At 62.2% G+C, this 23,260-nt stretch carries 18 protein-coding genes and 1 tRNA gene; 17 read left to right on the plus strand and 2 right to left on the minus strand.

Features of this window, described 5'->3' with window-relative positions:
• Nucleotides 1–65: 65 nt before the first annotated feature.
• Together LIY45_RS28650 and LIY45_RS28655 are read right to left on the minus strand one after the other, a co-directional pair.
• Complete coding sequence (locus LIY45_RS28650) at nt 66–3,371, minus strand: bifunctional diguanylate cyclase/phosphodiesterase (RefSeq protein WP_226478395.1); 3,306 nt, start codon at nt 3,369–3,371, stop codon at nt 66–68.
• Between the two features lie 63 nt (nt 3,372–3,434).
• Nucleotides 3,435–4,325: a LysR family transcriptional regulator gene (locus LIY45_RS28655; protein WP_076014707.1), complete on the minus strand. Its 891-nt coding sequence runs from the start codon at nt 4,323–4,325 to the stop codon at nt 3,435–3,437.
• Between the two features lie 145 nt (nt 4,326–4,470).
• On the opposite strand from LIY45_RS28655, the gene leuC reads away from it, so the two are divergent.
• The 17 genes from leuC (at nt 4,471) to LIY45_RS28740 (ending at nt 23,206) form a co-directional block, all read left to right on the plus strand.
• Complete coding sequence (gene leuC / locus LIY45_RS28660; RefSeq protein WP_003212658.1) at nt 4,471–5,889, plus strand: 3-isopropylmalate dehydratase large subunit; 1,419 nt, start codon at nt 4,471–4,473, stop codon at nt 5,887–5,889.
• Nucleotides 5,890–5,899: 10 nt separating this feature from the next.
• Nucleotides 5,900–6,544 (plus strand): 3-isopropylmalate dehydratase small subunit, encoded by a 645-nt coding sequence (gene leuD, locus LIY45_RS28665; RefSeq protein WP_017478797.1) that lies wholly within the window; start codon nt 5,900–5,902, stop codon nt 6,542–6,544.
• Between the two features lie 136 nt (nt 6,545–6,680).
• Nucleotides 6,681–7,445 carry a class I SAM-dependent methyltransferase gene (locus tag LIY45_RS28670; RefSeq protein ID WP_226478396.1) on the plus strand — a complete coding sequence of 255 codons (765 nt, stop codon included), beginning with the start codon at nt 6,681–6,683 and terminating at the stop codon, nt 7,443–7,445.
• 53 nt (nt 7,446–7,498) lie between these two features.
• Nucleotides 7,499–8,581 (plus strand): 3-isopropylmalate dehydrogenase, encoded by a 1,083-nt coding sequence (gene leuB, locus LIY45_RS28675; protein ID WP_093199370.1) that lies wholly within the window; start codon nt 7,499–7,501, stop codon nt 8,579–8,581.
• A gap of 64 nt (nt 8,582–8,645) precedes the next feature.
• Complete coding sequence (asd, locus tag LIY45_RS28680) at nt 8,646–9,758, plus strand: aspartate-semialdehyde dehydrogenase (protein ID WP_010175747.1); 1,113 nt, start codon at nt 8,646–8,648, stop codon at nt 9,756–9,758.
• Between the two features lie 249 nt (nt 9,759–10,007).
• Nucleotides 10,008–11,018, plus strand: a complete 1,011-nt coding sequence (locus tag LIY45_RS28685) for an aspartate-semialdehyde dehydrogenase (RefSeq protein ID WP_226478397.1) — start codon at nt 10,008–10,010, stop codon at nt 11,016–11,018.
• A 160-nt stretch (nt 11,019–11,178) separates the two neighbouring features.
• The gene (locus LIY45_RS28690; protein WP_226478398.1) at nt 11,179–13,758 is read left to right on the plus strand and encodes a FimV/HubP family polar landmark protein; all 2,580 of its coding nucleotides are present in this window, start codon (nt 11,179–11,181) and stop codon (nt 13,756–13,758) included.
• A gap of 211 nt (nt 13,759–13,969) precedes the next feature.
• Nucleotides 13,970–14,794: a tRNA pseudouridine(38-40) synthase TruA gene (gene truA, locus LIY45_RS28695; protein ID WP_017478802.1), complete on the plus strand. Its 825-nt coding sequence runs from the start codon at nt 13,970–13,972 to the stop codon at nt 14,792–14,794.
• A 63-nt stretch (nt 14,795–14,857) separates the two neighbouring features.
• The gene (locus tag LIY45_RS28700; protein ID WP_226478399.1) at nt 14,858–15,490 is read left to right on the plus strand and encodes a phosphoribosylanthranilate isomerase; all 633 of its coding nucleotides are present in this window, start codon (nt 14,858–14,860) and stop codon (nt 15,488–15,490) included.
• Between the two features lie 243 nt (nt 15,491–15,733).
• Entirely contained in the window at nt 15,734–16,654 is a 921-nt protein-coding gene (gene accD, locus LIY45_RS28705; protein ID WP_003212675.1) for an acetyl-CoA carboxylase, carboxyltransferase subunit beta, read from the plus strand.
• Entirely contained in the window at nt 16,651–17,958 is a 1,308-nt protein-coding gene (gene folC / locus LIY45_RS28710; protein ID WP_226478400.1) for a bifunctional tetrahydrofolate synthase/dihydrofolate synthase, read from the plus strand. The genes accD and folC overlap by 4 nt, the downstream gene beginning before the upstream one ends.
• On the plus strand, nt 17,942–18,604 hold the full coding sequence (locus LIY45_RS28715; protein WP_226478401.1) for an SPOR domain-containing protein: 663 nt from the start codon (nt 17,942–17,944) through the stop codon (nt 18,602–18,604). The genes folC and LIY45_RS28715 overlap by 17 nt, the downstream gene beginning before the upstream one ends.
• Nucleotides 18,605–18,864: 260 nt before the next feature.
• Nucleotides 18,865–19,422 carry a CvpA family protein gene (locus LIY45_RS28720; protein ID WP_003212681.1) on the plus strand — a complete coding sequence of 186 codons (558 nt, stop codon included), beginning with the start codon at nt 18,865–18,867 and terminating at the stop codon, nt 19,420–19,422.
• A 41-nt stretch (nt 19,423–19,463) separates the two neighbouring features.
• Nucleotides 19,464–20,969: an amidophosphoribosyltransferase gene (gene purF, locus LIY45_RS28725; RefSeq protein ID WP_017478807.1), complete on the plus strand. Its 1,506-nt coding sequence runs from the start codon at nt 19,464–19,466 to the stop codon at nt 20,967–20,969.
• 66 nt (nt 20,970–21,035) lie between these two features.
• Complete coding sequence (locus LIY45_RS28730) at nt 21,036–22,247, plus strand: O-succinylhomoserine sulfhydrylase (protein WP_226478402.1); 1,212 nt, start codon at nt 21,036–21,038, stop codon at nt 22,245–22,247.
• A gap of 11 nt (nt 22,248–22,258) precedes the next feature.
• Nucleotides 22,259–23,023, plus strand: a complete 765-nt coding sequence (locus LIY45_RS28735) for an SDR family oxidoreductase (RefSeq protein ID WP_226478403.1) — start codon at nt 22,259–22,261, stop codon at nt 23,021–23,023.
• A gap of 107 nt (nt 23,024–23,130) precedes the next feature.
• Nucleotides 23,131–23,206: transfer RNA gene (locus tag LIY45_RS28740), tRNA-Val, on the plus strand.
• The last annotated feature ends 54 nt before the right edge of the window (nt 23,207–23,260 follow it).

Genomic DNA, 23,260 nt, shown 5'->3' on the forward strand with positions numbered 1-23,260 from the left:
AAATGGAAAGCACCTGAACCTACAGGCTCAAAAAGCAGCTGCCCATCAGGAAAATCCGGTGCAACTTATTCCGATGAAGTGGCCTGAGGCATTCGCTTCAGTACCTGCCTGAATCCTTCCACTGGCAAGGGTCGACTGTGCAGATACCCCTGATATAAATGACACCCAAGCCCCTGCAAAAACGCCAGTTGCTCAGGGGTTTCCACACCTTCGGCAATGACGTCCAGGTTCAAGCTGCGCGCCATGGCCACAATGGCACGGATGATCTCCGCATCGTTGGGGTCATGGGTGGCGTCGCGCACGAACGACTGGTCGATCTTCAGCGCATCCACCGGCAGGCGCTTGAGGTAGGTCAAGGATGAATAGCCGGTGCCGAAATCATCCATCGCAAAACTCACACCGAGCTTTTTCAGGCGGCGCATTTTGCTGATGGTGTCGTCCAGATTCTGGATCACGATGCCTTCGGTGATTTCCAGTTTCAGCAGGGTATAAGGCAGATGGTGCTCACGCAGGCTGCGCTCCACCCGCTCGACAAAGTCGTTCTGGCGGAACTGCCGGGGGCTGATGTTGACGCACAGGCTGAAATTCAGCGGGTCCACCAGGCCCTCGCTGATCAATTGCGCGAAGGTTCCGCAGGCTTCGTCGAGGATCCAGGTACCCACTTCCAGGATCAACCCGCTGTCTTCCAGCACCTTGATGAATTCAGTCGGCGATTGCGCGCCCAGTTGCGGGTGCTGCCAGCGCACCAGGGCTTCAGCGCCGACGATCCGGTTGCCCCGGGCATCCACTTGCGGTTGGTAATGCACGCTGAATTCACCGCGGGACAGGGCCAGGCGCAGGTCGGTTTCCATGCGCAGTCGCTCACTGGCGGTTTTCTGCATGCTGTTGTGGAACATCTGGATCGTGTTGCGCCCCGAGTCCTTGGCCCGGTACAGCGCAATATCGGCACGCTTGAGCAAATCCGCCGGGGTTGAACCGTGATCGGGGATCAGGGCCACGCCAATGCTCGGCGTGACCTGCAAGCGCTGGCCATCCAGGAACATCGGTTCGGACAACAGTTCGCGCAGGGTATCGGCCAACTCCGAAACCTGGGCACTGACCTGCTGACGCGAACCTTCCAGCCCGCTGAGCAGTACCACAAACTCATCGCCCCCCAGGCGCGCTACGGTGTCTTCCATGCGCACGCTGGCTTCGAGGCGTGCGGTGACGATTTTCAGCACGGTGTCGCCCACCGGGTGGCCGAGGGAATCGTTGATGTGCTTGAAGTGGTCCAGGTCGAGGAACAGCAGGGCGCCCCGCAGGTTGTGACGCTTGAGCAGGGCAATCTGCTGGCTCAGGCGGTCCATCAGCAGGGCGCGGTTGGGCAGGTTGGTCAGCGGGTCGTGATAGGCCAGGTGGCGAATCTGCGCCTGGGCGTTTTTCAGCAGGCTCACGTCCCGGGCGGTCAGCAGCAGGCACGGGGTTTCATTGAGGGTGATGGGTTCCACCGACACTTCAACCGCCAGCACTTCGCCGCGCTTGTTGTGCCAGAGCATTTCCAGGTGATGAATGCGGCCCTTGATCTGCAGCTCGGCCAATAAAGCTGCGCGCTGGTTTTCGTCGGCCCAGATGCCGATCTGATACAGCGTGAGGCCGATCGCCTCTTCGGCGCGGTAGCCGGTCAAGCGGCAGAAGCCGTCGTTGACCTCGACATAGCGCCCGGTATCGCGCTCGGTGATCGACACCGCGTCGGGGCTGGAGTGAAAGGCCTTGGCGAACTTCTCTTCACTGGCCTTGAGCGCCGCTTCCGAGCGTTGCTGCTGGGTGATGTCCCGCAACGTGGTGACAATGCAGGGTTGATCGCTGACCTGGATCAGGCGGCTGGAGATCATGCAGTTAAGGATCTGGCCGTTCTTGTGATGAACGGTGATGGCCACGTTGCTCAGGGACTGTTCGCGAATCACCTGCTCGATGCGTTGCAGGCGCTTGCTGGGCTCATCCCACAAACCGATCTGTTCGGCGTTGTTGTTGAGCACCTCGGCGGCGGTCCAGCCGAAGGTCTGGGTGAAGGCCGGGTTGATCTCGATAAACTGGCCGGTTTCCAGGCGCGTCACGCAGATCGGGTCGGGGCTGGCGAGAAACAGGCTGGCGAATTTTTCTTCCGACGCAGTCAGGCGTTGTTCGCGCTCGACCTGGTCGGTGATGTCGAGCAGCGTGCCGGCCATGCGCAGCGGCACCCCCACGTCATCGCGATACAGGCGGGCGCGGCTTTCCAGGTAGCGCGAGCTGCCGTCTTCCAGTTGCACGCGATAGGTCAGTTGGTAGTTGCCCGCCGGGCCTTCGCGCAGGGTACGGTAGGCGTTGCGCATGTTTTCGCGCTCTTCCTGAGGCATGCCTTCAAAAAAAGCGTCGAAGGATTCGTGAAACGGTTGGGGTTCCAGCCCGTGCAACTGGGCGGCGCGGGCCGAGCCGTAGAGCATGCCGCTGGGGATGTGCCAGTCCCAGGTGCCCAGTTGTGCCGAGTCGAGGGCCAGGTCCAGGCGTTCCTGGCTGTCCTTGAGGGCTTGTTCGGCATTTTTGCGTTCAGTGGTGTCGAGGAAGGTGCTGATCAGGTAGTCCTCGCCGTCCAGCTCGACTTTCTGGGCGCTGAGGGTGCCATCGTGGATCTGCCCGTTGCTGGCGCGAAACTGCACTTCCATGGTGATGGGGGCGCCTTTGCGCTGGGTGGCCTTGACCAGGTGCGCACGTTGTTCGGGGTGTACCCAGAGGCCCAGCTCCAATGTGCTGCGGCCAATGGCATCGGCCAGCGGCCAGCCGAACAGGCTCTCGAAGTACTGGTTGGCTTCGCTGATCAGGCCGTCCGTCTGGCGGGTCAGCAGGACCATCAGCGGGCACAGGTGAAACAGCGTGGCGAAGCGTTTTTCCGAGTGGCTGAGGGCGTGTTCGCGTTCGCGCTGGTGGGTGATCTCGCGGATTACCCCGATCATTCGCCGACGCCCGGCCTTGTCCGGTAGCAGGCTGCCATTGATTTCCAGCCAGTGCAGGCTGCCATCGGGCCATTGGATACGGTGGTGCATGGCTTGGACAGCGGGCTCGCCGGCCAGCACCGCATGAAAAGCCCGGACTACCTTGGCGCGGTCCTCGGGGGCCAGCAGGTCCAGGTACTCCAGGTCTTCAGGCAGCGGCTGGCGCGGGTCGAAGCCGAACAGCGCCTGGGTGCCTCGGGACCAGCTGATCCGGCCGGTATCGATTTCCCAGCTCCAGGCGCCCAGCCGGGCAGCATTGAGGGCCGCCAGCAGTTGCGGCGCGCTGTCCCAGCTCTGTTCCGCCTCCTGTGGGTCCAGGGCGTAGATGCGGGGCAGGGGTGGCACGGTATCCACGGGGTTGCGCATTATCAAAGGGCCTTGGCTCAATGGGCGTTCGGCGCGGGTTCACGGTCTAGGGGCCACGGCGATTCAAGCCTGATTCCCTGGCAGATCGACCTGTGCATCCAATAGGCTCATGAAAGCCCGCGCAGCGTTCGACAGCGTCCTTTCGGTGTGCACGATATAGCCTAGCTGGCGACTGAGCTGTATGCCCGGCAAAGCGATGCGTGCCACCTGATCATCGAGCATGGTGCGGGGCAGCACGCTCCAGGCCAGGCCGATGGAGACCATCATCTTGATGGTTTCCAGGTAGTTGGTGCTCATGGCGATGTTCGGCGTCAGGCCCTGGGCCTCGAACAGCCGCTGCACGATGTGGTGGGTAAAGGTGTTGCCCCCGGGAAACACCGCCGGGTGCCGGGCGATGTCCGCCAGGTTGACGTTGCCGTTGCTGATCAGGCTGTGTTCCGGTGCCACCACGAAATCCAGCGGGTCGTCCCACACCGGGGTGGCCCGCACCAGCGTGTGGGGCTCCGGCGCGAGGGTGATCACGGCCACCTCGGCGCGGCCATGGAGGATTTCTTCGTAGGCCACTTCTGAATCGAGAAACTGAATATCCAGGGCGACGTTCGGGTATTCCCGAGTAAACGTACGCAGTACCGGCGGCAGGCGGTGCAGGCCGATATGGTGGCTGGTGGCCAGAGTGAGGCGCCCGCTGACCTCGCCGGTGAGGTTGGTCAGGGCGCGGCGGGTGTCGTCCAGCACGTTGAGAATCTGATAAGCCCGCGGTAGTAATGCGCGCCCGGCTTCGGTGAGGCCGACTTCGCGCCCCAGTCGGTCGAACAGGCGCACCTTTAATTGCTGCTCCAGGCCGGCGATGCGCTTGCTGATGGCGGGTTGGGTGAGGTGCAGGCGTTCGCCGGCACCGGAGAAGCTGCCGGTCTCGGCGATGGCGATGAAGGCATTGAGGTTGGCCAGGTCCATTGTGCTATTCCAGTTGGTAATCCAAAGCATAAAAAATATGAATTTGAGTTATTTAATGTAGCGCCATACCATCAGCCTCACAAGCCAAAGGGTTATTGAATCGTTCAAGGCCCGGGGCATAGAAACACCTGATGAGGACCGTGTGATGGCCGGCAAAACGCTTTACGACAAGCTTTGGGATTCCCATGAAGTGAAACGGCGCGATGATGGGTCGTCGCTGATCTACATCGACCGTCACATCATCCATGAAGTGACCTCGCCTCAAGCGTTCGAAGGCCTGCGACTGGCCGGGCGCAAGCCTTGGCGCGTCGACTCGATCATCGCCACCCCGGACCACAACGTGCCGACTACCCCGGAGCGTAAAGGCGGGATCGACGCCATCGTCGACACCGTGTCGCGCCTCCAGGTGCAGACCCTCGATGATTACTGCGACGAATATGGCATCACCGAATTCAAGATGAATGACGTGCGTCAAGGCATTGTTCACGTGATCGGCCCGGAGCAGGGCGCCACGTTGCCCGGCATGACCGTGGTCTGCGGTGACTCCCACACCTCCACCCACGGTGCGTTTGGCGCCTTGGCGCACGGCATCGGCACGTCCGAGGTGGAGCACGTTTTCGCCACCCAGTGCCTCGTCGCCAAGAAGATGAAGAACATGCTGGTGTCGGTGGAAGGTGAGTTGCCTTTCGGCGTCACTGCCAAGGACATCGTCCTCGCCGTGATCGGCAAGATCGGCACTGCCGGCGGTAACGGCCACGCCATCGAATTCGCCGGCAGCGCGATTCGCGACCTGTCCATCGAAGGCCGCATGACCATCTGCAACATGTCCATCGAAGCCGGTGCCCGTGTGGGCATGGTGGCGGCGGATGAAAAGACCATTGCCTACGTCAAGGGTCGTCCATTCGCACCAAGCGGCGCCGATTGGGACGCGGCTGTCGAAGCCTGGAAAGACCTGGTGTCCGACGCCGATGCCGTATTCGACACCGTGGTCACCCTCGACGCTGCCCAGATCAAGCCGCAAGTCAGCTGGGGCACCTCGCCGGAAATGGTGTTGGCCGTTGACCAGAACGTGCCGGACCCGGCCAAGGAAACCGACCTGGTCAAGCGCGGTTCCATCGAGCGCGCCTTGAAGTACATGGGCTTGAAAGCCAACCAGGCGATCACCGACATCCAGTTGGATCGCGTGTTTATCGGCTCCTGCACCAACTCGCGGATCGAAGACTTGCGCGCTGCGGCCGTCATCGCCAAGGGCCGCAAAGTCGCCTCGACCATCAAGCAGGCGATCGTGGTGCCAGGTTCGGGTCTGGTTAAAGCCCAGGCTGAAGCCGAAGGCCTCGACAAGATCTTCCTCGAAGCCGGTTTTGAATGGCGCGAGCCGGGCTGCTCCATGTGCCTGGCAATGAACCCGGACCGCTTGGAGTCGGGCGAGCATTGCGCGTCCACGTCCAACCGTAACTTCGAAGGGCGCCAGGGCGCCGGTGGCCGTACCCACCTGGTGAGCCCGGCCATGGCCGCTGCGGCTGCCGTCAACGGTCGTTTCATCGACGTTCGCGAATTGATCTGAGGAATACCCGATGAAAGCTTTTACCCAACACACCGGTTTAGTCGCGCCGTTGGACCGTGCCAACGTGGACACCGACCAGATCATTCCCAAGCAGTTCTTGAAGTCGATCAAACGCACCGGCTTCGGCCCGAACCTGTTCGACGAGTGGCGCTACCTGGACGTGGGCTACGCCTACCAGGACAACTCCAAGCGCCCGTTGAACAAGGAGTTCGTGCTCAACGCCGAACGTTACCAAGGCGCCAGCGTGTTGCTGGCCCGGGAAAACTTCGGTTGCGGCTCCAGCCGTGAGCACGCGCCGTGGGCCCTGGAAGAATATGGCTTTCGCAGCATCATCGCGCCGAGCTACGCCGACATCTTCTTCAACAACAGCTTCAAGAACGGCCTGCTGCCGATCATCTTGAGCGATGCCGAAGTGGACGAGTTGTTCCAGCAAGTGGAAGCCGATGTGGGCTACCAGTTGACCATCGACCTGGCGGCGCAGACCGTGACCCGTCCGGACGGCAAGGTGTATCACTTTGAAGTGGACGCCTTCCGCAAACACTGCCTGATCAATGGCCTGGACGACATCGGCCTGACTCTGCAGGACGGTGATGCGATTGCAGCGTTTGAAGCCAAGCACCGGGCGAGCCAGCCTTGGTTGTTTCGCGACGCTTGATTTGAGGTAGGTCGTGCGGGCCCCATCGCGGGCAAGCCCGCTCCCACATGTTGACCTGTGAACACGGTCGAGTGTGGGAGCTGGCTTGCCTGCGATAGCGCCCGTACAAACACCACAAAACCCAAGGGAAATCATCATGACCAGCACCGCCCACACCCAAGTCGTGCAAAAACAATTCGGCGAACAGGCCTCGGCCTACCTGAGCAGCGCAGTTCACGCTCAAGGCACCGAATTCGCGCTGCTCCAGGCCGAACTGGCCGGGCAGGGCGCAGCACGACTGCTGGACCTGGGTTGTGGCGCCGGTCATGTCAGTTTCAACGTTGCACCGTTGGTTAAAGAAGTGGTGGCCTACGACCTGTCCCAGCAAATGCTCGACGTAGTCGCCGCCGCTGCCGTGGACCGTGGCCTGGGCAACATCCGCACCGTGCACGGCGCCGCCGAGCGCCTGCCGTTTGCCGATGGCGAGTTCGACTTCGTGTTCAGCCGCTATTCGGCCCACCACTGGAGCGACCTCGGCCTGGCCCTGCGTGAAGTGCGCCGGGTGCTCAAGCCGGGCGGCGTGGCCGCGTTTGTGGATGTCTTGTCACCGGGCAGCCCGCTGTTGGACACTTACCTGCAAACCGTCGAAGTGCTGCGCGACACCAGCCACGTGCGCGACTATTCCGCCGGCGAGTGGATGCGCCACCTCAGCGAAGCCGGTTTGCATGTACGCAACAGCAGCCGCCAGCGCCTGTGCCTGGAATACACCTCGTGGGTGGAGCGCATGCGCACCCCAGAGGTATTGCGCGCCGCAATCCTGGAGTTGCAAAAGGCGATGGGCCAGGAAGTGCGCGATTATTTCGAGATTCAAGCCGACGGCACCTTCAGCACCGACGTGCTGGTGGTCTGGGCCGAACGCTGATTAATTTTTCCCGACCTGCCCATGGGCAGGTCGCTTGATGAAATGAGGAACTCATGAGCAAGCAGATTCTGATTCTCCCTGGCGACGGCATTGGTCCGGAAATCATGGCCGAAGCGGTCAAGGTCCTGGAAGTGGCCAACGGCAAGTACAGCCTCGGCTTCGAACTGAGCCACGACGTGATCGGCGGCGCGGCCATCGACAAGCACGGCGTGCCCCTGGCCGACGAGACCCTGGACCGTGCCCGCGCAGCCGACGCCGTGCTGCTGGGCGCCGTGGGTGGCCCGAAATGGGACAAGATCGAACGTGACATCCGCCCTGAGCGCGGCCTGTTGAAAATCCGTGCGCAACTGGGCCTGTTCGGCAACCTGCGCCCGGCGATCCTTTACCCGCAGCTGGCGGACGCTTCCAGCCTGAAGCCGGAAATCGTCGCGGGCCTGGACATCCTGATCGTCCGCGAGCTGACCGGCGGTATCTACTTCGGCTCGCCACGGGGCGTGCGGGAGTTGGAGAATGGTGAGCGTCAGGCCTACGACACCCTGCCGTACAGCGAGAGTGAAATCCGCCGTATCGCCCGTGTCGGTTTCGACATGGCCCGCGTGCGTGGCAAGAAGGTCTGCTCGGTGGACAAGGCCAACGTATTGGCCTCCAGCCAGCTGTGGCGTGAAATCGTCGAGGAAGTCGCCAAGGACTACCCGGACGTCGAGCTGAGCCACATGTACGTCGACAACGCCGCCATGCAGCTGGTGCGTGCACCCAAGCAGTTCGACGTGATCGTCACCGACAACCTGTTCGGCGACATCCTGTCCGACCAGGCCTCGATGCTCACCGGCTCCATCGGCATGCTGCCGTCGGCGTCCCTGGATGCCAACAACAAGGGCATGTACGAGCCGTGCCACGGTTCGGCGCCGGACATCGCCGGGCAGGGCATTGCCAACCCGTTGGCGACCATTTTGTCGGTGTCGATGATGCTGCGTTACAGCTTCAACCTGACCGACGCGGCGGATGCCATCGAGAAGGCTGTGAGCCTGGTGCTGGACCAAGGCCTGCGCACCGGCGACATCTGGTCCCAGGGTTGCACCAAGGTTGGTACGCAAGAAATGGGCGACGCAGTAGTCGCCGCGCTGCGGAATCTGTAATCTCTCGGGCCCGCTTGCAGATGTTGCTGCAAGGCGGCCCACTTTTGAACAAGGTGTAGTTGCGATGAAACGTGTAGGTCTGATCGGTTGGCGCGGTATGGTCGGTTCCGTGCTCATGCAGCGGATGCTGGAAGAGCAGGATTTTGATCTTATTGAGCCGGTGTTTTTCACCACCTCCAATGTAGGTGGTCAAGGGCCGTCCGTGGGCAAGGACATTGCTCCGCTCAAGGACGCCTACAACATTGAAGAACTGAAGACCCTTGACGTCATTCTGACCTGCCAGGGCGGCGACTACACCAGCGAAGTCTTCCCCAAGCTGCGCGAAGCCGGCTGGCAGGGTTACTGGATCGACGCCGCTTCCAGCCTGCGCATGCAGGATGACGCGGTCATCGTCCTGGACCCGGTCAACCGCAAGGTGATCGACCAGCAGTTGGACGCGGGCACCAAGAACTACATCGGCGGCAACTGCACCGTCAGCCTGATGCTGATGGGCCTGGGCGGCTTGTTCGAAGCCGGCCTGGTGGAGTGGATGAGCGCCATGACCTATCAGGCTGCGTCCGGTGCCGGCGCGCAGAACATGCGTGAACTGATCAAGCAGATGGGCGCGACCCACGCGGCAGTCGCCGATCAACTGGCTGACCCGGCCAGCGCGATCCTCGACATCGACCGCCGTGTGGCCGAAGCCATGCGCAGTGAAGCCTACCCGACCGAGAACTTCGGCGTGCCACTGGCCGGTAGCCTGATCCCGTGGATCGACAAGGAACTGCCTAACGGCCAGAGCCGTGAAGAGTGGAAGGCCCAGGCCGAGACCAACAAGATCCTTGGTCGCTTCAAGAGCCCGATCCCGGTGGACGGCATCTGCGTGCGCATCGGCGCCATGCGTTGCCACAGCCAGGCGCTGACCATCAAGCTGAACAAAGACGTGCCGATTGCCGATATCGAAGGGCTGATCAGCCAGCACAACCCTTGGGTCAAGCTGGTGCCGAACAACCGCGATATCAGCATCCAGGAACTAAGCCCGAACAAGGTGACCGGTACCCTGAATGTGCCGGTTGGCCGTCTGCGCAAACTGAACATGGGGACTCAGTACCTGGGCGCGTTCACCGTCGGCGACCAACTGCTGTGGGGCGCGGCTGAGCCGTTGCGTCGCATGCTGCGGATCTTGCTGGAGCGGTAATCGCTGCTGGTAATAAGAAACCCGCGTTCTGGTGACAGGCGCGGGTTTTTTATTGCTCTTCAGGGCCTCATCGCGGGCAAGCCCGGCTCCCACAGTGAACGGTGTTTGCCTGAACAACTCGGTCAACTGTGGGAGCCGGGCTTGCCCGCGATGGGGCCATCAGCCACACCACACGCCCCAGCCCAATTGCCTCACCCCCGGCCACCCGGTAAAGTGCCGCTCCCCCCCGCAATGCCCGAGGCAGCCCCCATGACCCAGACCTTTGATATTGCCGTGATCGGCGCCACCGGCACCGTTGGCGAAACCCTGGTGCAGATCCTCGAAGAGCAGGACTTCCCGGTAGGCAACCTGCACCTGCTGGCCAGCAGCGAGTCGGCCGGGCATTCGGTGCCGTTTCGGGGCAAGAACGTGCGCGTACGGGAAGTCGACGAATTTGATTTCAGCAAGGTCCAACTGGTGTTTTTCGCCGCCGGTCCCGCTGTCACCTTGAGTTTCGCTCCGCGCGCCACCGCCGCCGGCTGCACGCTGATCGACCTGTCTGGCGCGTTGCCGGCCGATCAGGCGCCGCAAGTGGTGCCGGAAGCCAATGCCCACGTCCTGGATGGCCTGAAAAAGCCGTACCAGGTCAGCAGCCCAAGCCCGTCGGCCACCGCCCTGGCTGTGGTGCTGGCGCCACTGCGCGGCTTGCTGGATATCCAGCGCGTCAGCGTCACGGCCAATCTCGCCGTTTCCGCCCAGGGCCGTGAAGCGGTCAGCGAACTCGCCCGGCAGACCGCCGAGTTGCTGAACGTGCGCCCGTTGGAGCCAAAATTCTTTGATCGGCAGATGGCGTTCAACCTGCTGGCCCAGGTCGGCAAGCCTGACGGCCAGGGCCACACCGCCCTCGAAAAACGCCTGGTACACGAATTGCGCGCCGTGCTGGAAATGCCTTTGCTAAAGATTTCCGCAACCTGCGTTCAAGCCCCGGTGTTTTTTGGCGATAGCCTGACTGTGTCCCTGCAATTGGCGGCCGCGGTCGATCTTGCCGCCGTCAACCGTGCCCTGGACTCGGCGCCGGGCATCGAGCGGGTAGAAGAGGGCGATTACCCTACGGCGGTTGGCGATGCGGTCGGTCAGGATGTGGTCTACGTGGGTCGGGTGCGTGCCGGTGTCGATGATCCGGCGGAACTAAATATGTGGCTGACGTCAGATAACGTACGCAAAGGTGCCGCACTGAACGCCGTACAGCTGGCGCAGTTGTTGATAAAAGACCTTGTGTAAAAGATACTTGGCGGCAATTTGTAGATTGATTCTAGCCAAGCGCTATGCTTGGTCCCAAGCTGGAAAGATTGCGCGTCGGTAACCTATCGGCTCGCCATGCCTTATGGCAGCGGTTACCACCCTTCTCGCAGGCCGGGGAGTGTTCAAAAAGGATGAGGCTATGGTTCAAGTTCGCAAACTGGTGTTAGCAATAGCGGCCGCCTCGGCGCTGTCCTCCGGTATGGCGCAAGCACTGCAGCTTGGGGAGATGACCCTCAAGTCGAAGCTGAACCAGCCGCTGTCGGTGGAGATCGAATTGCTCGACGTCGGTGGCCTGACCGCCTCCGAGATCACCCCCAGCCTCGCGTCTTCCCAGGCCTTTGTGGATGCGGGTGTTGATCGCCAGGCGTTCCTGAGCGACCTGACGTTTACCCCGGTGGTCAATCCCAACGGCCGCAGTGTGGTGCGTGTCACCTCCAGCAAGCCGCTGCCGGATTCCTATGTGCGTTTCCTGCTGCAGGTGCAATGGCCCAACGGCCGCCTGATGCGCGACTACAGCGTATTGCTGGACCCGGCCAAGTTCGACCAATCGACCCCGGCCGCCAGTGCACCCGCGCCCGCGCCACGTTTGAACGCGCCTGCGACGGCTCCGGCTATCAGCAAGCCCAAGGAACACACCACGACGTCCCACGACACCTTGTGGGAAATCGCCGCGAAAAACCGCAATGGCGCCTCGGTGCAGCAAACCATGCTGGCCATTCAGGCGCTGAACCCTGACGCCTTTATCGACGGCAACATCAACCGCATGAAAACCGGCCAGGTCCTGCGCCTGCCGGATTCGGGGCAAAGCACCAGCCTGCCGCAGCCCGAGGCGATTGCTGAAGTGACGGCGCAAAACGCGGCGTGGCGCCAGGGCCGCCGTGGCGGCAATCAGCTCGCCGGCAAGGCGCAGCTGGACGCGACCAAGCGTACCCAGGCGGGTAATGCACCGTCGCAGACCAATACCAAGGACAATTTGAGCCTGGTCTCGGCCGAAGCGGCCAGGAAGGGCGGGAAGGGCGCGGCGGGCGACAGCCGGGCCTTGAACAACAAGCTGGCGGTGACCCAGGAAAGCCTGGATTCGACCCGCCGCGAGAATGAAGAACTGAAAAGCCGCATGGCTGACCTGCAAAGTCAGCTGGACAAGCTGCAGCGGCTGATCGAGCTCAAGAACAACCAGCTGGCCAAGTTGCAGACCCCGGGTGGTGCTGCGGCGCAGCCTGCTGCCACGGCGGCGATGCCGGCTGAAGTGGCTGCACAACCGGCGGCGCCGTCTGCGGCAGCTCCGGCAGCAACCCCAGCGGCTGCGCCGGTCGAGACGCCGGTCAAGGCGGATGCGGCACCGGCCAGCACTGAAGGTAAATTCAACGACCTGCTGACCAACCCGATCGTGCTCGGCGTAATCGGCGGCGCAGCGGGTTTGCTGGTGCTGTTGCTTCTGCTGCTGTGGGCCCGTCATCGCAATGCGCGCCTTGAAGAAGAAAAACACCTGCGCATGGCACGGGCCCTGGCTGAAGAGCCGGAGTTTGCGCCGAACATTGATCACGATCTGCCATCTGACAGTTTCGAAGGCCTTGATGTACCGCCGCCGAACGTCAAGCTGGCTCCAGCTCCAGCTCCAGCTCCAGCTCCAGCTCCAGCCCCGGCGGCAGTGGTTGCTCCGGTGATCGCGCCGGTCGTCGCCCCTGTTGCCGCAGAGCGCCCGGCCGACGCCCTGGCGCAAGCCCAGTCGCATATCGACCGTGGCCACCTGAACCAGGCTGCTGAAGTGCTGGAAGATGCAATCAAGCAAGAGCCCGCCCGCAGCGACCTGCGTCTCAAGCTGATGGAAGTCCACGGTTTGCAGGGCAACAAGGACGGGTTTGTCACTCAGGAGCGTCAACTGGTCGCCAATGGCGAGAATCACGCCCAGGTTGAACAGCTGAAAAGCCGCTTCCCGGCCATGGCCGTGCTCGCGGCCGGTGTCAGCGCTGCCGTTGCCGCTGCCGCTCTCGACGCCCAATACGTCAAGGACCTGCTCAAGGACGAACCTGCGCCGCCAGCACCAGAGCCTGCGCCTGAGCCGGACGCGTTTGACACCGACTTCGACCTGAGCCTGGACGATCTGGAGGCGGCTTCGCCAGCCGTGGTTCACCCGGCGTCGGACGACGACCTGAGCTTTGAAGCGGTGTTGCAACAGCAGACCGAGGCCAAGGCCAGCGCGGAAGACCTCTCGGATTTCGACCTGGACCTGCAACTCGATCCACCCTCGTCGACCCAGTCCGACGACGACTTCCTCTCCGGCCTTGAAGACCAGATGAAGGACCTGCCACCAGTAGAGCCGCCGACACTGACGCCGGCCGACCTGGACGACCTCGACCTGCCGGAGGATTTCGACCTGTCCCTGGCCGACGAGCCCGAGGCGCCTGCTGCGGCCAAGCCAGATGCATTCGCCTCCAAGCTTGATGACGTCAATGCCGAGCTGGATCGTCTGTCGCAAAGCCTGGAGCATCCGCCCATCGAGCCTTCCTTCACCGAAGAAGACGCGGCATTGGGGGGCGACGAGCCGGAATTCGACTTCCTGTCCGGTACCGATGAAGTGGCGACCAAGCTCGACCTGGCGCAGGCCTACATCGACATGGGCGATGCCGACGGTGCGCGGGACATTCTTGGCGAAGTGCTCAAGGAAGGCGACGACGGTCAGAAAGGCGAAGCCAAGGAAATGCTCAGCCGGCTGGCTTGATCCCTTCCCCACCTGCAGGAGCGAGCTTGCTCGCGAAGAACTCCCAGGCACCGCGTTCATCCAGGATGGGCGCGTTATCGTTGACGACCTTCGCGAGCAAGCTCGCTCCTACAAAAAGCCCCAAGCTCGGCGCGCGGCCTTATAATGGCCGCCTTTGCGCAACTCATCAGGCTCTCAGTTCTTGGCAAATATAGATAACGCGGCCGCCGAAATGGCGGCCGCAGGCTTTTTCAGAATCGCCCTGGGCGTGGAATACAAAGGCTCACGCTATCGCGGCTGGCAGCGCCAGGCCTCCGGTGTGCCGACGGTGCAGGAAACCCTGGAGAAGGCCCTGTCGAAGGTCGCCGACTCGCCGGTGTCGCTGATGTGTGCCGGGCGGACCGACGCCGGCGTGCATGCCTGCGGGCAAGTGGTGCACTTTGATACCCAGGCCGAGCGCTCGATGAAGGCGTGGGTGATGGGCGCCAATATCAACTTGCCCCACGACGTCAGCGTCAGTTGGGCCAAGGTGATGCCGGCGGACTTTCACGCACGCTTCAAGGCCATCGCCCGGCGTTATCGCTATGTGATCTACAACGATCAGATCCGTCCGGCCCATCTCAACGAAGAAATCACCTGGAACCACCGCCCTCTGGACGCCGAGCGCATGGCCGAGGCCGCCCAGCATCTGGTGGGTATCCATGATTTCAGTGCGTTTCGTGCCGGCCAGTGCCAGGCCAAGTCGCCGATCAAGGAAGTCCATCACCTGCGGGTCACCCGCCACGGCAAGATGATCGTGCTGGATATTCGCGCCGGCGCCTTCCTGCACCACATGGTGCGTAACATCGCCGGGGTGCTGATGACCATCGGTACCGGCGAGCGGCCGGTGGAGTGGGCCAAGGAAGTGCTGGAAAGCCGGATTCGTCGCACCGGCGGCGTCACGGCGCATCCGTTCGGCCTGTACCTGGTGGATGTGGAGTACCGCGACGAGTTCGAATTGCCCCAGCGGTTCATCGGGCCACACTTCCTCACAGGTTTCAGCGAACTTGGCGGCTGACGCCCTCAAAAGCATTTGTTACCATCCGGGACTTTCTCGGACACGCCCTGAGGTTTCATCGACATGTCTGCCGTTCGCAGCAAGATTTGCGGGATTACCCGCATAGAAGACGCGTTGGCGGCGGTCGAGGCGGGGGCCGATGCCATCGGTTTCGTGTTTTATGCCAAAAGCCCGCGGGCGGTGAATGTGTTACAGGCGCGGGCGATCATTGCCGCGCTACCGCCGTTCGTGACCACCGTCGGGTTGTTCGTCAACGCCAGCCGTTGCGAACTCAATGAAACCCTCGATGCGGTGCAACTGGACATGTTGCAGTTTCACGGCGATGAAAGCCCTGATGAGTGCGAAAGCTACCAGCGTCCGTATATCAAGGCGTTGCGGGTCAAGGCTGGCGACGATATCGCGGTGGCGTGCGCGGCTTATGCCGGAGCGCGCGGGATACTCCTCGACACCTACGTCGAAGGCGTTCCCGGTGGCACCGGCGAAGCGTTTGACTGGTCATTGATTCCTGACGGCCTGAGCAAGCCGATCATCCTGGCGGGCGGCCTGAATCCGGGCAACGTGGCCAGCGCGATCCAGCAGGTTCGGCCGTACGCGGTGGACGTCAGCGGCGGGGTAGAGCAGGCCCGGGGCATCAAGGATCACGCAAAGATTCGCGCATTCATGCAGGCCGTGCGCGACAGCAGTGGCACGATGTGACGGCTGGCAGTCTGCCGCCGTCCATAACTACCACTGTGTAAAACAGCCCGGTGCCGCCTGTGGGAGGCCCGGCAATGAAGTGGCAACCCTGCACGGCAGGTTGTCTGGAAGGCTGAGGGCACAGGCAGGAAATGGCAGGTCGAACGTCTGACCCCGTCCAGTTTGTGTCATCGCCACATATGAATTTAGCTCAAGGGCATACGCGGGGCTGTGTTCAAGCCACCGGTACTGGAGAAAGAAAGCATGAGCAACTGGTTAGTAGACAAACTGATCCCTTCGATCATGCGTTCCGAGGTGAAGAAAAGCTCGGTTCCTGAAGGTCTTTGGCACAAGTGCCCATCCTGCGACGCGGTGTTGTACCGCCCGGAGCTGGAAAAGACCCTGGACGTTTGCCCCAAGTGCAACCACCACATGCGTATCGGCGCTCGCGCCCGCATTGATATCTTCCTCGACGCTGATGGTCGCTCTGAACTGGGCGCCGACCTGGAGCCGGTTGACCGTCTGAAGTTCCGCGACGGCAAGAAGTACAAGGACCGCCTGACCGCGGCCCAAAAGCAGACCGGTGAGAAGGACGCGCTGATTTCTGTCAGCGGCAAGCTGCTGGGCATGCCAGTAGTGGTTTCCGCCTTCGAATTCTCCTTCATGGGCGGTTCCATGGGCGCCATCGTTGGCGAGCGTTTTGTACGTGCCGCCAACTACGCCCTGGAAAACCGCTGCCCGATGATCTGCTTCGCGGCGTCCGGCGGCGCGCGGATGCAGGAAGCGCTGATCTCCCTGATGCAAATGGCCAAGACCTCCGCGGTACTGGCGCGTCTGCGCGAAGAGGGTATTCCGTTCATCTCCGTGCTGACCGATCCGGTCTACGGCGGCGTTTCCGCCAGCCTGGCGATGCTGGGTGATGTGATCGTCGGCGAGCCTAAGGCCCTGATCGGTTTCGCCGGCCCGCGTGTTATCGAGCAAACCGTTCGCGAAAAACTGCCGGAAGGTTTCCAGCGCAGCGAGTTCCTGCTGGAACACGGCGCGATCGACCTGATCATTCCCCGTGGCGAACTGCGCCCACGCCTGGGTAGCCTGCTGGCCCAGATGATGGGCCTGCCGACGCCTGTGTACGTCGCGCCTAAAATCGAGCCAATCGTCGTGCCACCGGTGCCTGCAAACATATGACCCAACGTACCCTGGGCGAATGGCTCGCCTACCTTGAGCAGTTGCATCCGTCAGCCATCGACATGGGCCTGGAGCGCTCGCAACAGGTAGCGGCCCGCCTCGGGTTGGGCAGGCCGGCGCCGCGGGTGATCACGGTGACCGGCACCAACGGCAAGGGTTCTACCTGCGCCTTTGTCGCGGCCTTGCTGCAAGCCCAGGGCCTGAAGGTCGGCGTGTACAACTCGCCGCACCTGCTGCGCTACAACGAGCGGGTGCAGCTCAATGGCGTCGAAGCCACTGACGAGCAGCTCTGCGAAGCCTTCGCCGCGCTCGATACCGGGCGTGGCGAGATTTCCCTGACTTATTTCGAGATGGGCACCCTGGCGGCGTTCTGGCTGTTCGAGCGTGCACAACTCGATGTGGTGGTGCTGGAAGTCGGCCTGGGCGGGCGTCTGGACACGGTCAACGTGGTGGATGCCGACCTGGCGCTGATCACCAGCATTGGTGTCGACCATGCGGACTATCTGGGTAATACCCGTGAGTCCGTGGCCTATGAAAAGGCCGGGATTTTCCGCCAGGGCAAGCCTGCACTGTGCGGCGACCTTGATCCGCCGCATACCTTGCTGGACAAGGTGCGCGAGTTGGATTGCCCATTCTTCCTGCGTGGGCGTGATTTCAATCTCGAGATTGGCGACCTGCATTGGCAATGGCGCGGGGTTGATGCACGCGGCCAAACCGTTGAATTGCACGACCTGCCGCTGCTGAACCTGCCGATGGAAAACGCCGCGCTCGCGCTGCAAGCCTATCTGTTGCTGGATCTGCCCTGGCATGCCGAGCAGATTGCCGCTACGTTGCAGGCGACCCGCGTGGTGGGGCGCCTTGATCGACGCAGCTTCGACTGGAAGGGCAAGCGCCTGAACCTGCTGCTGGATGTGGGGCATAACCCTCACGCGGCTGAATACCTGGCCAAGCGCCTGGCACGTACGCCGCCCGTCGGTCGCCGCCTCGCGGTGTTCGGGTTGCTGTCCGACAAGGACCTGGACGGTGTGGTTGCACCCTTGTTGGGCGACGTCCAGGCCTGGGCGGTTGCGCCGCTGGACACGTCCCGCAGTCGTCCTGCCGTCGAGTTGCAGGCCGCGTTGCAGAACCTTGGCGCGTCGGTGACGTCCCATGCAAGCGTGACAGCCGCCCTGGAAGCCCAGTGCGCGGTTGCGACGCCTGAGGATGAGATTCTGTTGTTCGGATCATTTTATTGTGTTGCCGAGGCACTCGAGTGGTTGGCCCGGCGCTCCACGGAGGAAGCTGCACATGGCATTACTGGATAGCGCATACAAGCAGCGAATGGTGGGAGCCCTGGTTCTGGTGGCGTTGGCGGTGATTTTTCTGCCGATGCTGTTTTCCCGTCAGGACGAGCAACGCCAGGTGACCGTCGAGGCCCCGGCTGCGCCCCAGGCGCCCGCGGTGCCGCAGGTTCAGGTTGAACCGGTGGTGGTTCCCGAGCCGCAGGCGCTGCCGGAAGAAGAGCCGGTGCCGACCGATGACGAAGTGGCTGCACAGCAAGCGCCGTCGATGCCGATTCAGCCGAGTGTGCCGGTGGTGAAGCCTGCGCCTGTTGCTCCGGCAGTCGCGGCCAAGCCTGCGACCCCGGCGCCAGCACCAAAACCTGTGGCGCCACAACCGGCTGCACCGGGCAAGCCGGACGTCGGCCAAAGCCGCATTGATCCCAATGGCTTGCCGATCAGCTGGTCGATCCAGTTGGCCAGCCTGGCCAATCGCGAAAGCGCCGAAGCCTTGCAGAAAACCCTGCGCAGCCAGGGTTACAACGCCTATATCCGCAGTGCCGACGGCAAGAACCGGGTATTTGTCGGGCCGTTGATCGAGCGCGCCGAGGCGGATCGCCTGCGTGACTCGCTGGATCGCCAGCAAAAGCTCAAGGGCTTTGTGGTTCGCTTCCAGCCCGAAAAAGGCTAAGGCTGCAAGGATTCAAGCTGGAATGCGGTCAATGTGGGAGTGGGCTTGCTCGCGAAGGCGGTGTATCAGTCAGCAGATTTATTGTCTGGCCCACCGCCTTCGCGAGCAAGCCCGCTCCCACAGGTGTTTTGGGCGTGCCGCGACAGGCCGGTTTCCATTCCCCTATAACTCATTGATTTCAAATGCACAGCCAATCACAGCTTACCGATAGCCCGACGCTCTGCTAAAATGCGCCGCCTTATCCGTCTGTAGGCTGAACTGTGCCATTTACCTGGGTTGATTGGGCGATCGTTGCAATCGTCGCCATCTCCGCTTTGATCAGTCTGAGCCGCGGCTTCGTCAAAGAAGCATTGTCGCTGCTGACATGGATCATCGCAGGGGTTGTCGCCTGGATGTTCGGCGGTTCATTGTCCGTCTACCTGGCCGGATACATCGAAACACCTTCGGCTCGCGTCATCGCGGGCTGCGCCATCATGTTCATCGCCACGTTGTTGGTGGGGGCAATGGTCAATTATCTTATCGGCGAATTGATACGCGTCACCGGCCTCTCCGGGACCGATCGATTTCTCGGCATGGCCTTCGGCGCCGCGCGTGGCGGCTTGCTGGTGGTCGTGGCGGTCGGGCTGTTGAGCCTGGGGCCGGTACAGCAGGATTCGTGGTGGCAGGAGTCTGTACTCGTGCCAAAATTTCTATTGGTTGCAGATTGGTCCAAAAACCTCATTTTGGGGTGGAGCAGTCAGTGGCTGGCCAGCGGGATCAGCGTACCCGCTGATCTTCCGTTCAAGGAACACCTCTTGCCGGCCAAAACGCCTCAGTAAGTTGTGTTCAGTCAAGATTCATTAAGTAGGGGTTGCGTCGCATGTGTGGCATCGTCGGTATCGTCGGTAAGTCGAACGTGAATCAGGCGCTGTATGACGCGCTAACCGTCCTCCAGCACCGCGGCCAGGATGCTGCCGGTATTGTGACCAGCCACGACGGCCGGTTATTTCTGCGCAAGGACAATGGTCTGGTGCGCGACGTGTTCCATCAGCGCCACATGCAGCGCCTGGTCGGGCACATGGGCATTGGTCACGTGCGCTACCCGACAGCGGGCAGCTCGACCTCGGCCGAAGCCCAGCCGTTCTACGTCAACTCGCCGTATGGCATCACCCTGGCGCACAACGGCAACCTGACCAACGTTGAACAACTGGCCAAGGAGATTTACGAATCTGACCTGCGCCACGTCAACACCAACTCGGACTCCGAAGTCCTGCTGAACGTGTTCGCCCACGAGCTGGCCCAGCGCGGCAAGCTGCAGCCGACCGAAGAAGACGTGTTCGCTGCCGTGACTGACGTGCACAACCGTTGCGTCGGCGGTTATGCCGTGGTGGCGATGGTGACCGGCTACGGCATCGTCGGTTTCCGCGACCCCCACGGCATCCGCCCGATCGTGTTCGGCCAGCGTCACACCGACGAAGGCGTCGAGTACATGATTGCTTCCGAAAGCGTGTCCCTGGACGTGCTGGGCTTTACCCTGATCCGCGACCTGGCGCCAGGCGAAGCGGTCTACATCACTGAAGACGGCAAGCTGCACACCCGTCAGTGTGCACTGAACCCGAAACTCACCCCGTGCATCTTCGAACACGTCTACCTGGCGCGTCCGGATTCGATCATCGACGGTGTTTCGGTGTACAAGGCGCGTCTGCGCATGGGCGAGAAGCTGGCGGACAAGATCTTGCGCGAGCGTCCTGACCACGACATCGACGTGGTTATCCCGATTCCGGACACCAGCCGCACCGCAGCGCTGGAGCTGGCGAACCACCTGGGCGTGAAATTCCGCGAAGGCTTCGTCAAGAACCGCTACATCGGCCGTACCTTCATCATGCCCGGCCAGGCCGCACGCAAGAAGTCGGTGCGTCAGAAGCTCAACGCGATCGAGCTGGAGTTCCGCGGCAAGAACGTGATGCTGGTGGATGACTCCATCGTGCGCGGCACCACCTGCAAGCAGATTATCCAGATGGCCCGCGAAGCCGGGGCGAAGAACGTTTACTTCTGTTCCGCCGCGCCTGCCGTGCGTTACCCGAACGTGTACGGCATCGACATGCCGAGCGCCCACGAACTGATCGCCCACAACCGTTCGACCCAGGACGTTGCGGACCTGATCGGCGCCGACTGGCTGATCTATCAGGACCTGCCGGACCTGATCGAAGCCGTCGGTGGTGGCAAGATCAAGATCGATGAGTTCGACTGCGCAGTGTTCGACGGCAAGTACGTCACCGGCGATGTCGACGAGGCCTACCTGAACAAGATCGAGCAGGCCCGTAACGATTCCTCGAAGATCAAGACCCAGGCGGTCAGCGCGATCATCGACCTGTACAACAACTGAGTAGACACCGGCCCTGAGGGGCCGGTTTTGTATCTTTGATAAAGCATTCGAGTTGAGGAGTAGAGCATGAGTCAGGAATGGGATGCCGGTCGGTTGGACAGCGACCTCGATGGCGTAGCTTTCGATACCCTGGCTGTGCGCGCCGGCCAGCACCGCACCCCGGAAGGTGAGCACGGTGACCCGATGTTCTTTACCTCCAGCTATGTGTTCCGCACAGCCGCCGACGCCGCTGCGCGTTTTGCCGGTGAAGTGCCGGGCAACGTGTATTCGCGCTACACCAACCCGACCGTGCGTGCGTTCGAAGAGCGTATCGCCGCGCTGGAAGGCGCCGAGCAAGCGGTCGCCACTGCCACGGGCATGGCCGCGATTCTCGCGGTGGTCATGAGCCTGTGCAGCGCCGGCGACCACGTCCTGGTCTCGCGCAGCGTGTTTGGTTCCACCATCAGCCTGTTCGAAAAGTACTTCAAGCGCTTTGGCATTGAAGTCGACTACGTGCCGCTGGCGGACCTGTCCGGCTGGGACGCGGCCATCAAGGCCAACACCCAATTGCTGTTCGTCGAGTCGCCGTCCAATCCGTTGGCCGAACTGGTGGACATTGCGGCACTGTCCGAAGTGGCTCACGCCAAGGGCGCGATGCTGATCGTCGACAACTGCTTCTGCACCCCGGCGCTGCAACAGCCGCTGAAGCTGGGCGCGGACATCGTCGTGCATTCGGCCACCAAGTTCATCGACGGCCAGGGTCGTTGCATGGGCGGTGTGGTTGCCGGCCGTAGCGAGCAGATGAAGGAAGTGGTGGGCTTCCTGCGCACTGCCGGCCCGACCCTGAGCCCGTTCAATGCCTGGATCTTCCTCAAAGGCCTGGAAACCCTGAGCCTGCGGATGAAGGCCCATTGTGCCAACGCCCAGGCCCTGGCCGAGTGGCTGGAGCAACAGGACGGCATCGAGAAAGTCCACTACGCCGGCCTCAAGAGCCACCCGCAACACGCGTTGGCCCAGCGCCAGCAGCGTGGTTTTGGCGCGGTGGTGAGTTTCGAAGTCAAGGGCGGCAAAGAGGGCGCCTGGCGCTTTATCGATGCAACCCGCCTGATTTCCATCACCGCCAACCTGGGGGACAGCAAGACCACCATCACGCATCCAAGCACCACGTCCCACGGGCGCCTGGCGCCGCAGGAACGTGAAGCGGCCGGTATCCGTGACAGCCTGATCCGCATTGCCGTGGGCCTGGAAGACGTTGCCGACTTGCAGGCCGATCTGGCCCGTGGGTTGGCTGCCCTGTGATCGAGTGGTCCATGGACGCTGCGGGCGCCAGTAACGGGCGCGTCGCATTGGTGACCGGCGCGGCGCGGGGTATCGGCCTGGGCATTGCCGCCTGGCTGATCAGCGAAGGCTGGCAGGTGGTGCTCACGGATCTTGATCGTGAGCGCGGTTCCAAGGTGTCCAAGGTGCTGGGCGACAATGCCTGGTTTATCACCATGGACGTCGCGGATGAGCGGCAGGTTGCCCAGGGCGTGGCGGAGGTGCTTGGCCAGTTCGGGCGCCTGGATGCATTGGTGTGCAATGCGGCGGTGGCCGATCCACGCAACATCACCCTGGAAAGTCTCGACCTGGCTTACTGGAACCGCGTAATGGCGGTGAACCTCAGTGGGCCAATGCTGCTGGCCAAGCACTGTGCGCCGTACCTGCGAGCCCACGGTGGTGCCATCGTTAACCTGGCGTCGACCCGGGCCCGCCAGTCGGAGCCGGACACCGAAGCCTACGCAGCGAGCAAGGGCGGTTTGCTGGCCCTGACCCACGCACTGGCCATGAGCCTTGGGCCGGAAGTGCGGGTCAATGCCGTCAGCCCGGGCTGGATTGATGCCCGTGACCCGGCTGCACGCCGTGCCGAGCCGCTGACGGATGCGGATCACGCCCAGCACCCGGCGGGCAGGGTAGGCACGGTGGAAGACGTGGCGGCGATGGTGGCGTGGTTGCTGTCGCGCAATGCCGGGTTTGTGACTGGCCAGGAGTTCGTCGTCGACGGTGGCATGAGCAAGAAGATGATTTACAACGAGTAGGGTGGGTCGCAGTGCTGAAGTCATTTTGTCTTTTTCGGAAAAACTTCAAGCAGGCTATTGACTTAGGTCCGCTACCTGCGTAAATTTCGCGGCCTCAACGAAGCAAAGGGTGATTAGCTCAGCTGGGAGAGCATCTGCCTTACAAGCAGAGGGTCGGCGGTTCGATCCCGTCATCACCCACCACTTCTTGAGAGTTTTGCCTTCGGGCAAGACGCAACGTTAAAGGTTGCACCGACG

It is taken from the genome of Pseudomonas sp. MWU16-30323, assembly GCF_020515595.1.
In the GTDB taxonomy this organism is placed as follows: Bacteria; Pseudomonadota; Gammaproteobacteria; order Pseudomonadales; family Pseudomonadaceae; genus Aquipseudomonas; species Aquipseudomonas yamanorum.

Excerpts from the sequence above, each read along its gene's own strand:
- LIY45_RS28685 (WP_226478397.1), top strand. The coding sequence starts at position 10,008 with ATGACCCAGACCTTTGATATTGCCGTGATCGGCGCCACCGGCACCGTT.
- LIY45_RS28690 (WP_226478398.1), top strand. The coding sequence starts at position 11,179 with ATGGTTCAAGTTCGCAAACTGGTGTTAGCAATAGCGGCCGCCTCGGCG.
- accD (WP_003212675.1), top strand. The coding sequence starts at position 15,734 with ATGAGCAACTGGTTAGTAGACAAACTGATCCCTTCGATCATGCGTTCC.
- leuD (WP_017478797.1), top strand. The coding sequence starts at position 5,900 with ATGAAAGCTTTTACCCAACACACCGGTTTAGTCGCGCCGTTGGACCGT.
- asd (WP_010175747.1), top strand. The coding sequence starts at position 8,646 with ATGAAACGTGTAGGTCTGATCGGTTGGCGCGGTATGGTCGGTTCCGTG.
- LIY45_RS28655 (WP_076014707.1), bottom strand. The coding sequence starts at position 4,325 with ATGGACCTGGCCAACCTCAATGCCTTCATCGCCATCGCCGAGACCGGC.
- LIY45_RS28670 (WP_226478396.1), top strand. The coding sequence starts at position 6,681 with ATGACCAGCACCGCCCACACCCAAGTCGTGCAAAAACAATTCGGCGAA.
- purF (WP_017478807.1), top strand. The coding sequence starts at position 19,464 with ATGTGTGGCATCGTCGGTATCGTCGGTAAGTCGAACGTGAATCAGGCG.
- leuC (WP_003212658.1), top strand. The coding sequence starts at position 4,471 with ATGGCCGGCAAAACGCTTTACGACAAGCTTTGGGATTCCCATGAAGTG.
- LIY45_RS28700 (WP_226478399.1), top strand. The coding sequence starts at position 14,858 with ATGTCTGCCGTTCGCAGCAAGATTTGCGGGATTACCCGCATAGAAGAC.
- leuB (WP_093199370.1), top strand. The coding sequence starts at position 7,499 with ATGAGCAAGCAGATTCTGATTCTCCCTGGCGACGGCATTGGTCCGGAA.
- LIY45_RS28715 (WP_226478401.1), top strand. The coding sequence starts at position 17,942 with ATGGCATTACTGGATAGCGCATACAAGCAGCGAATGGTGGGAGCCCTG.
- LIY45_RS28735 (WP_226478403.1), top strand. The coding sequence starts at position 22,259 with ATGGACGCTGCGGGCGCCAGTAACGGGCGCGTCGCATTGGTGACCGGC.
- LIY45_RS28650 (WP_226478395.1), bottom strand. The coding sequence starts at position 3,371 with ATGCGCAACCCCGTGGATACCGTGCCACCCCTGCCCCGCATCTACGCC.
- truA (WP_017478802.1), top strand. The coding sequence starts at position 13,970 with ATGGCGGCCGCAGGCTTTTTCAGAATCGCCCTGGGCGTGGAATACAAA.
- LIY45_RS28730 (WP_226478402.1), top strand. The coding sequence starts at position 21,036 with ATGAGTCAGGAATGGGATGCCGGTCGGTTGGACAGCGACCTCGATGGC.
- folC (WP_226478400.1), top strand. The coding sequence starts at position 16,651 with ATGACCCAACGTACCCTGGGCGAATGGCTCGCCTACCTTGAGCAGTTG.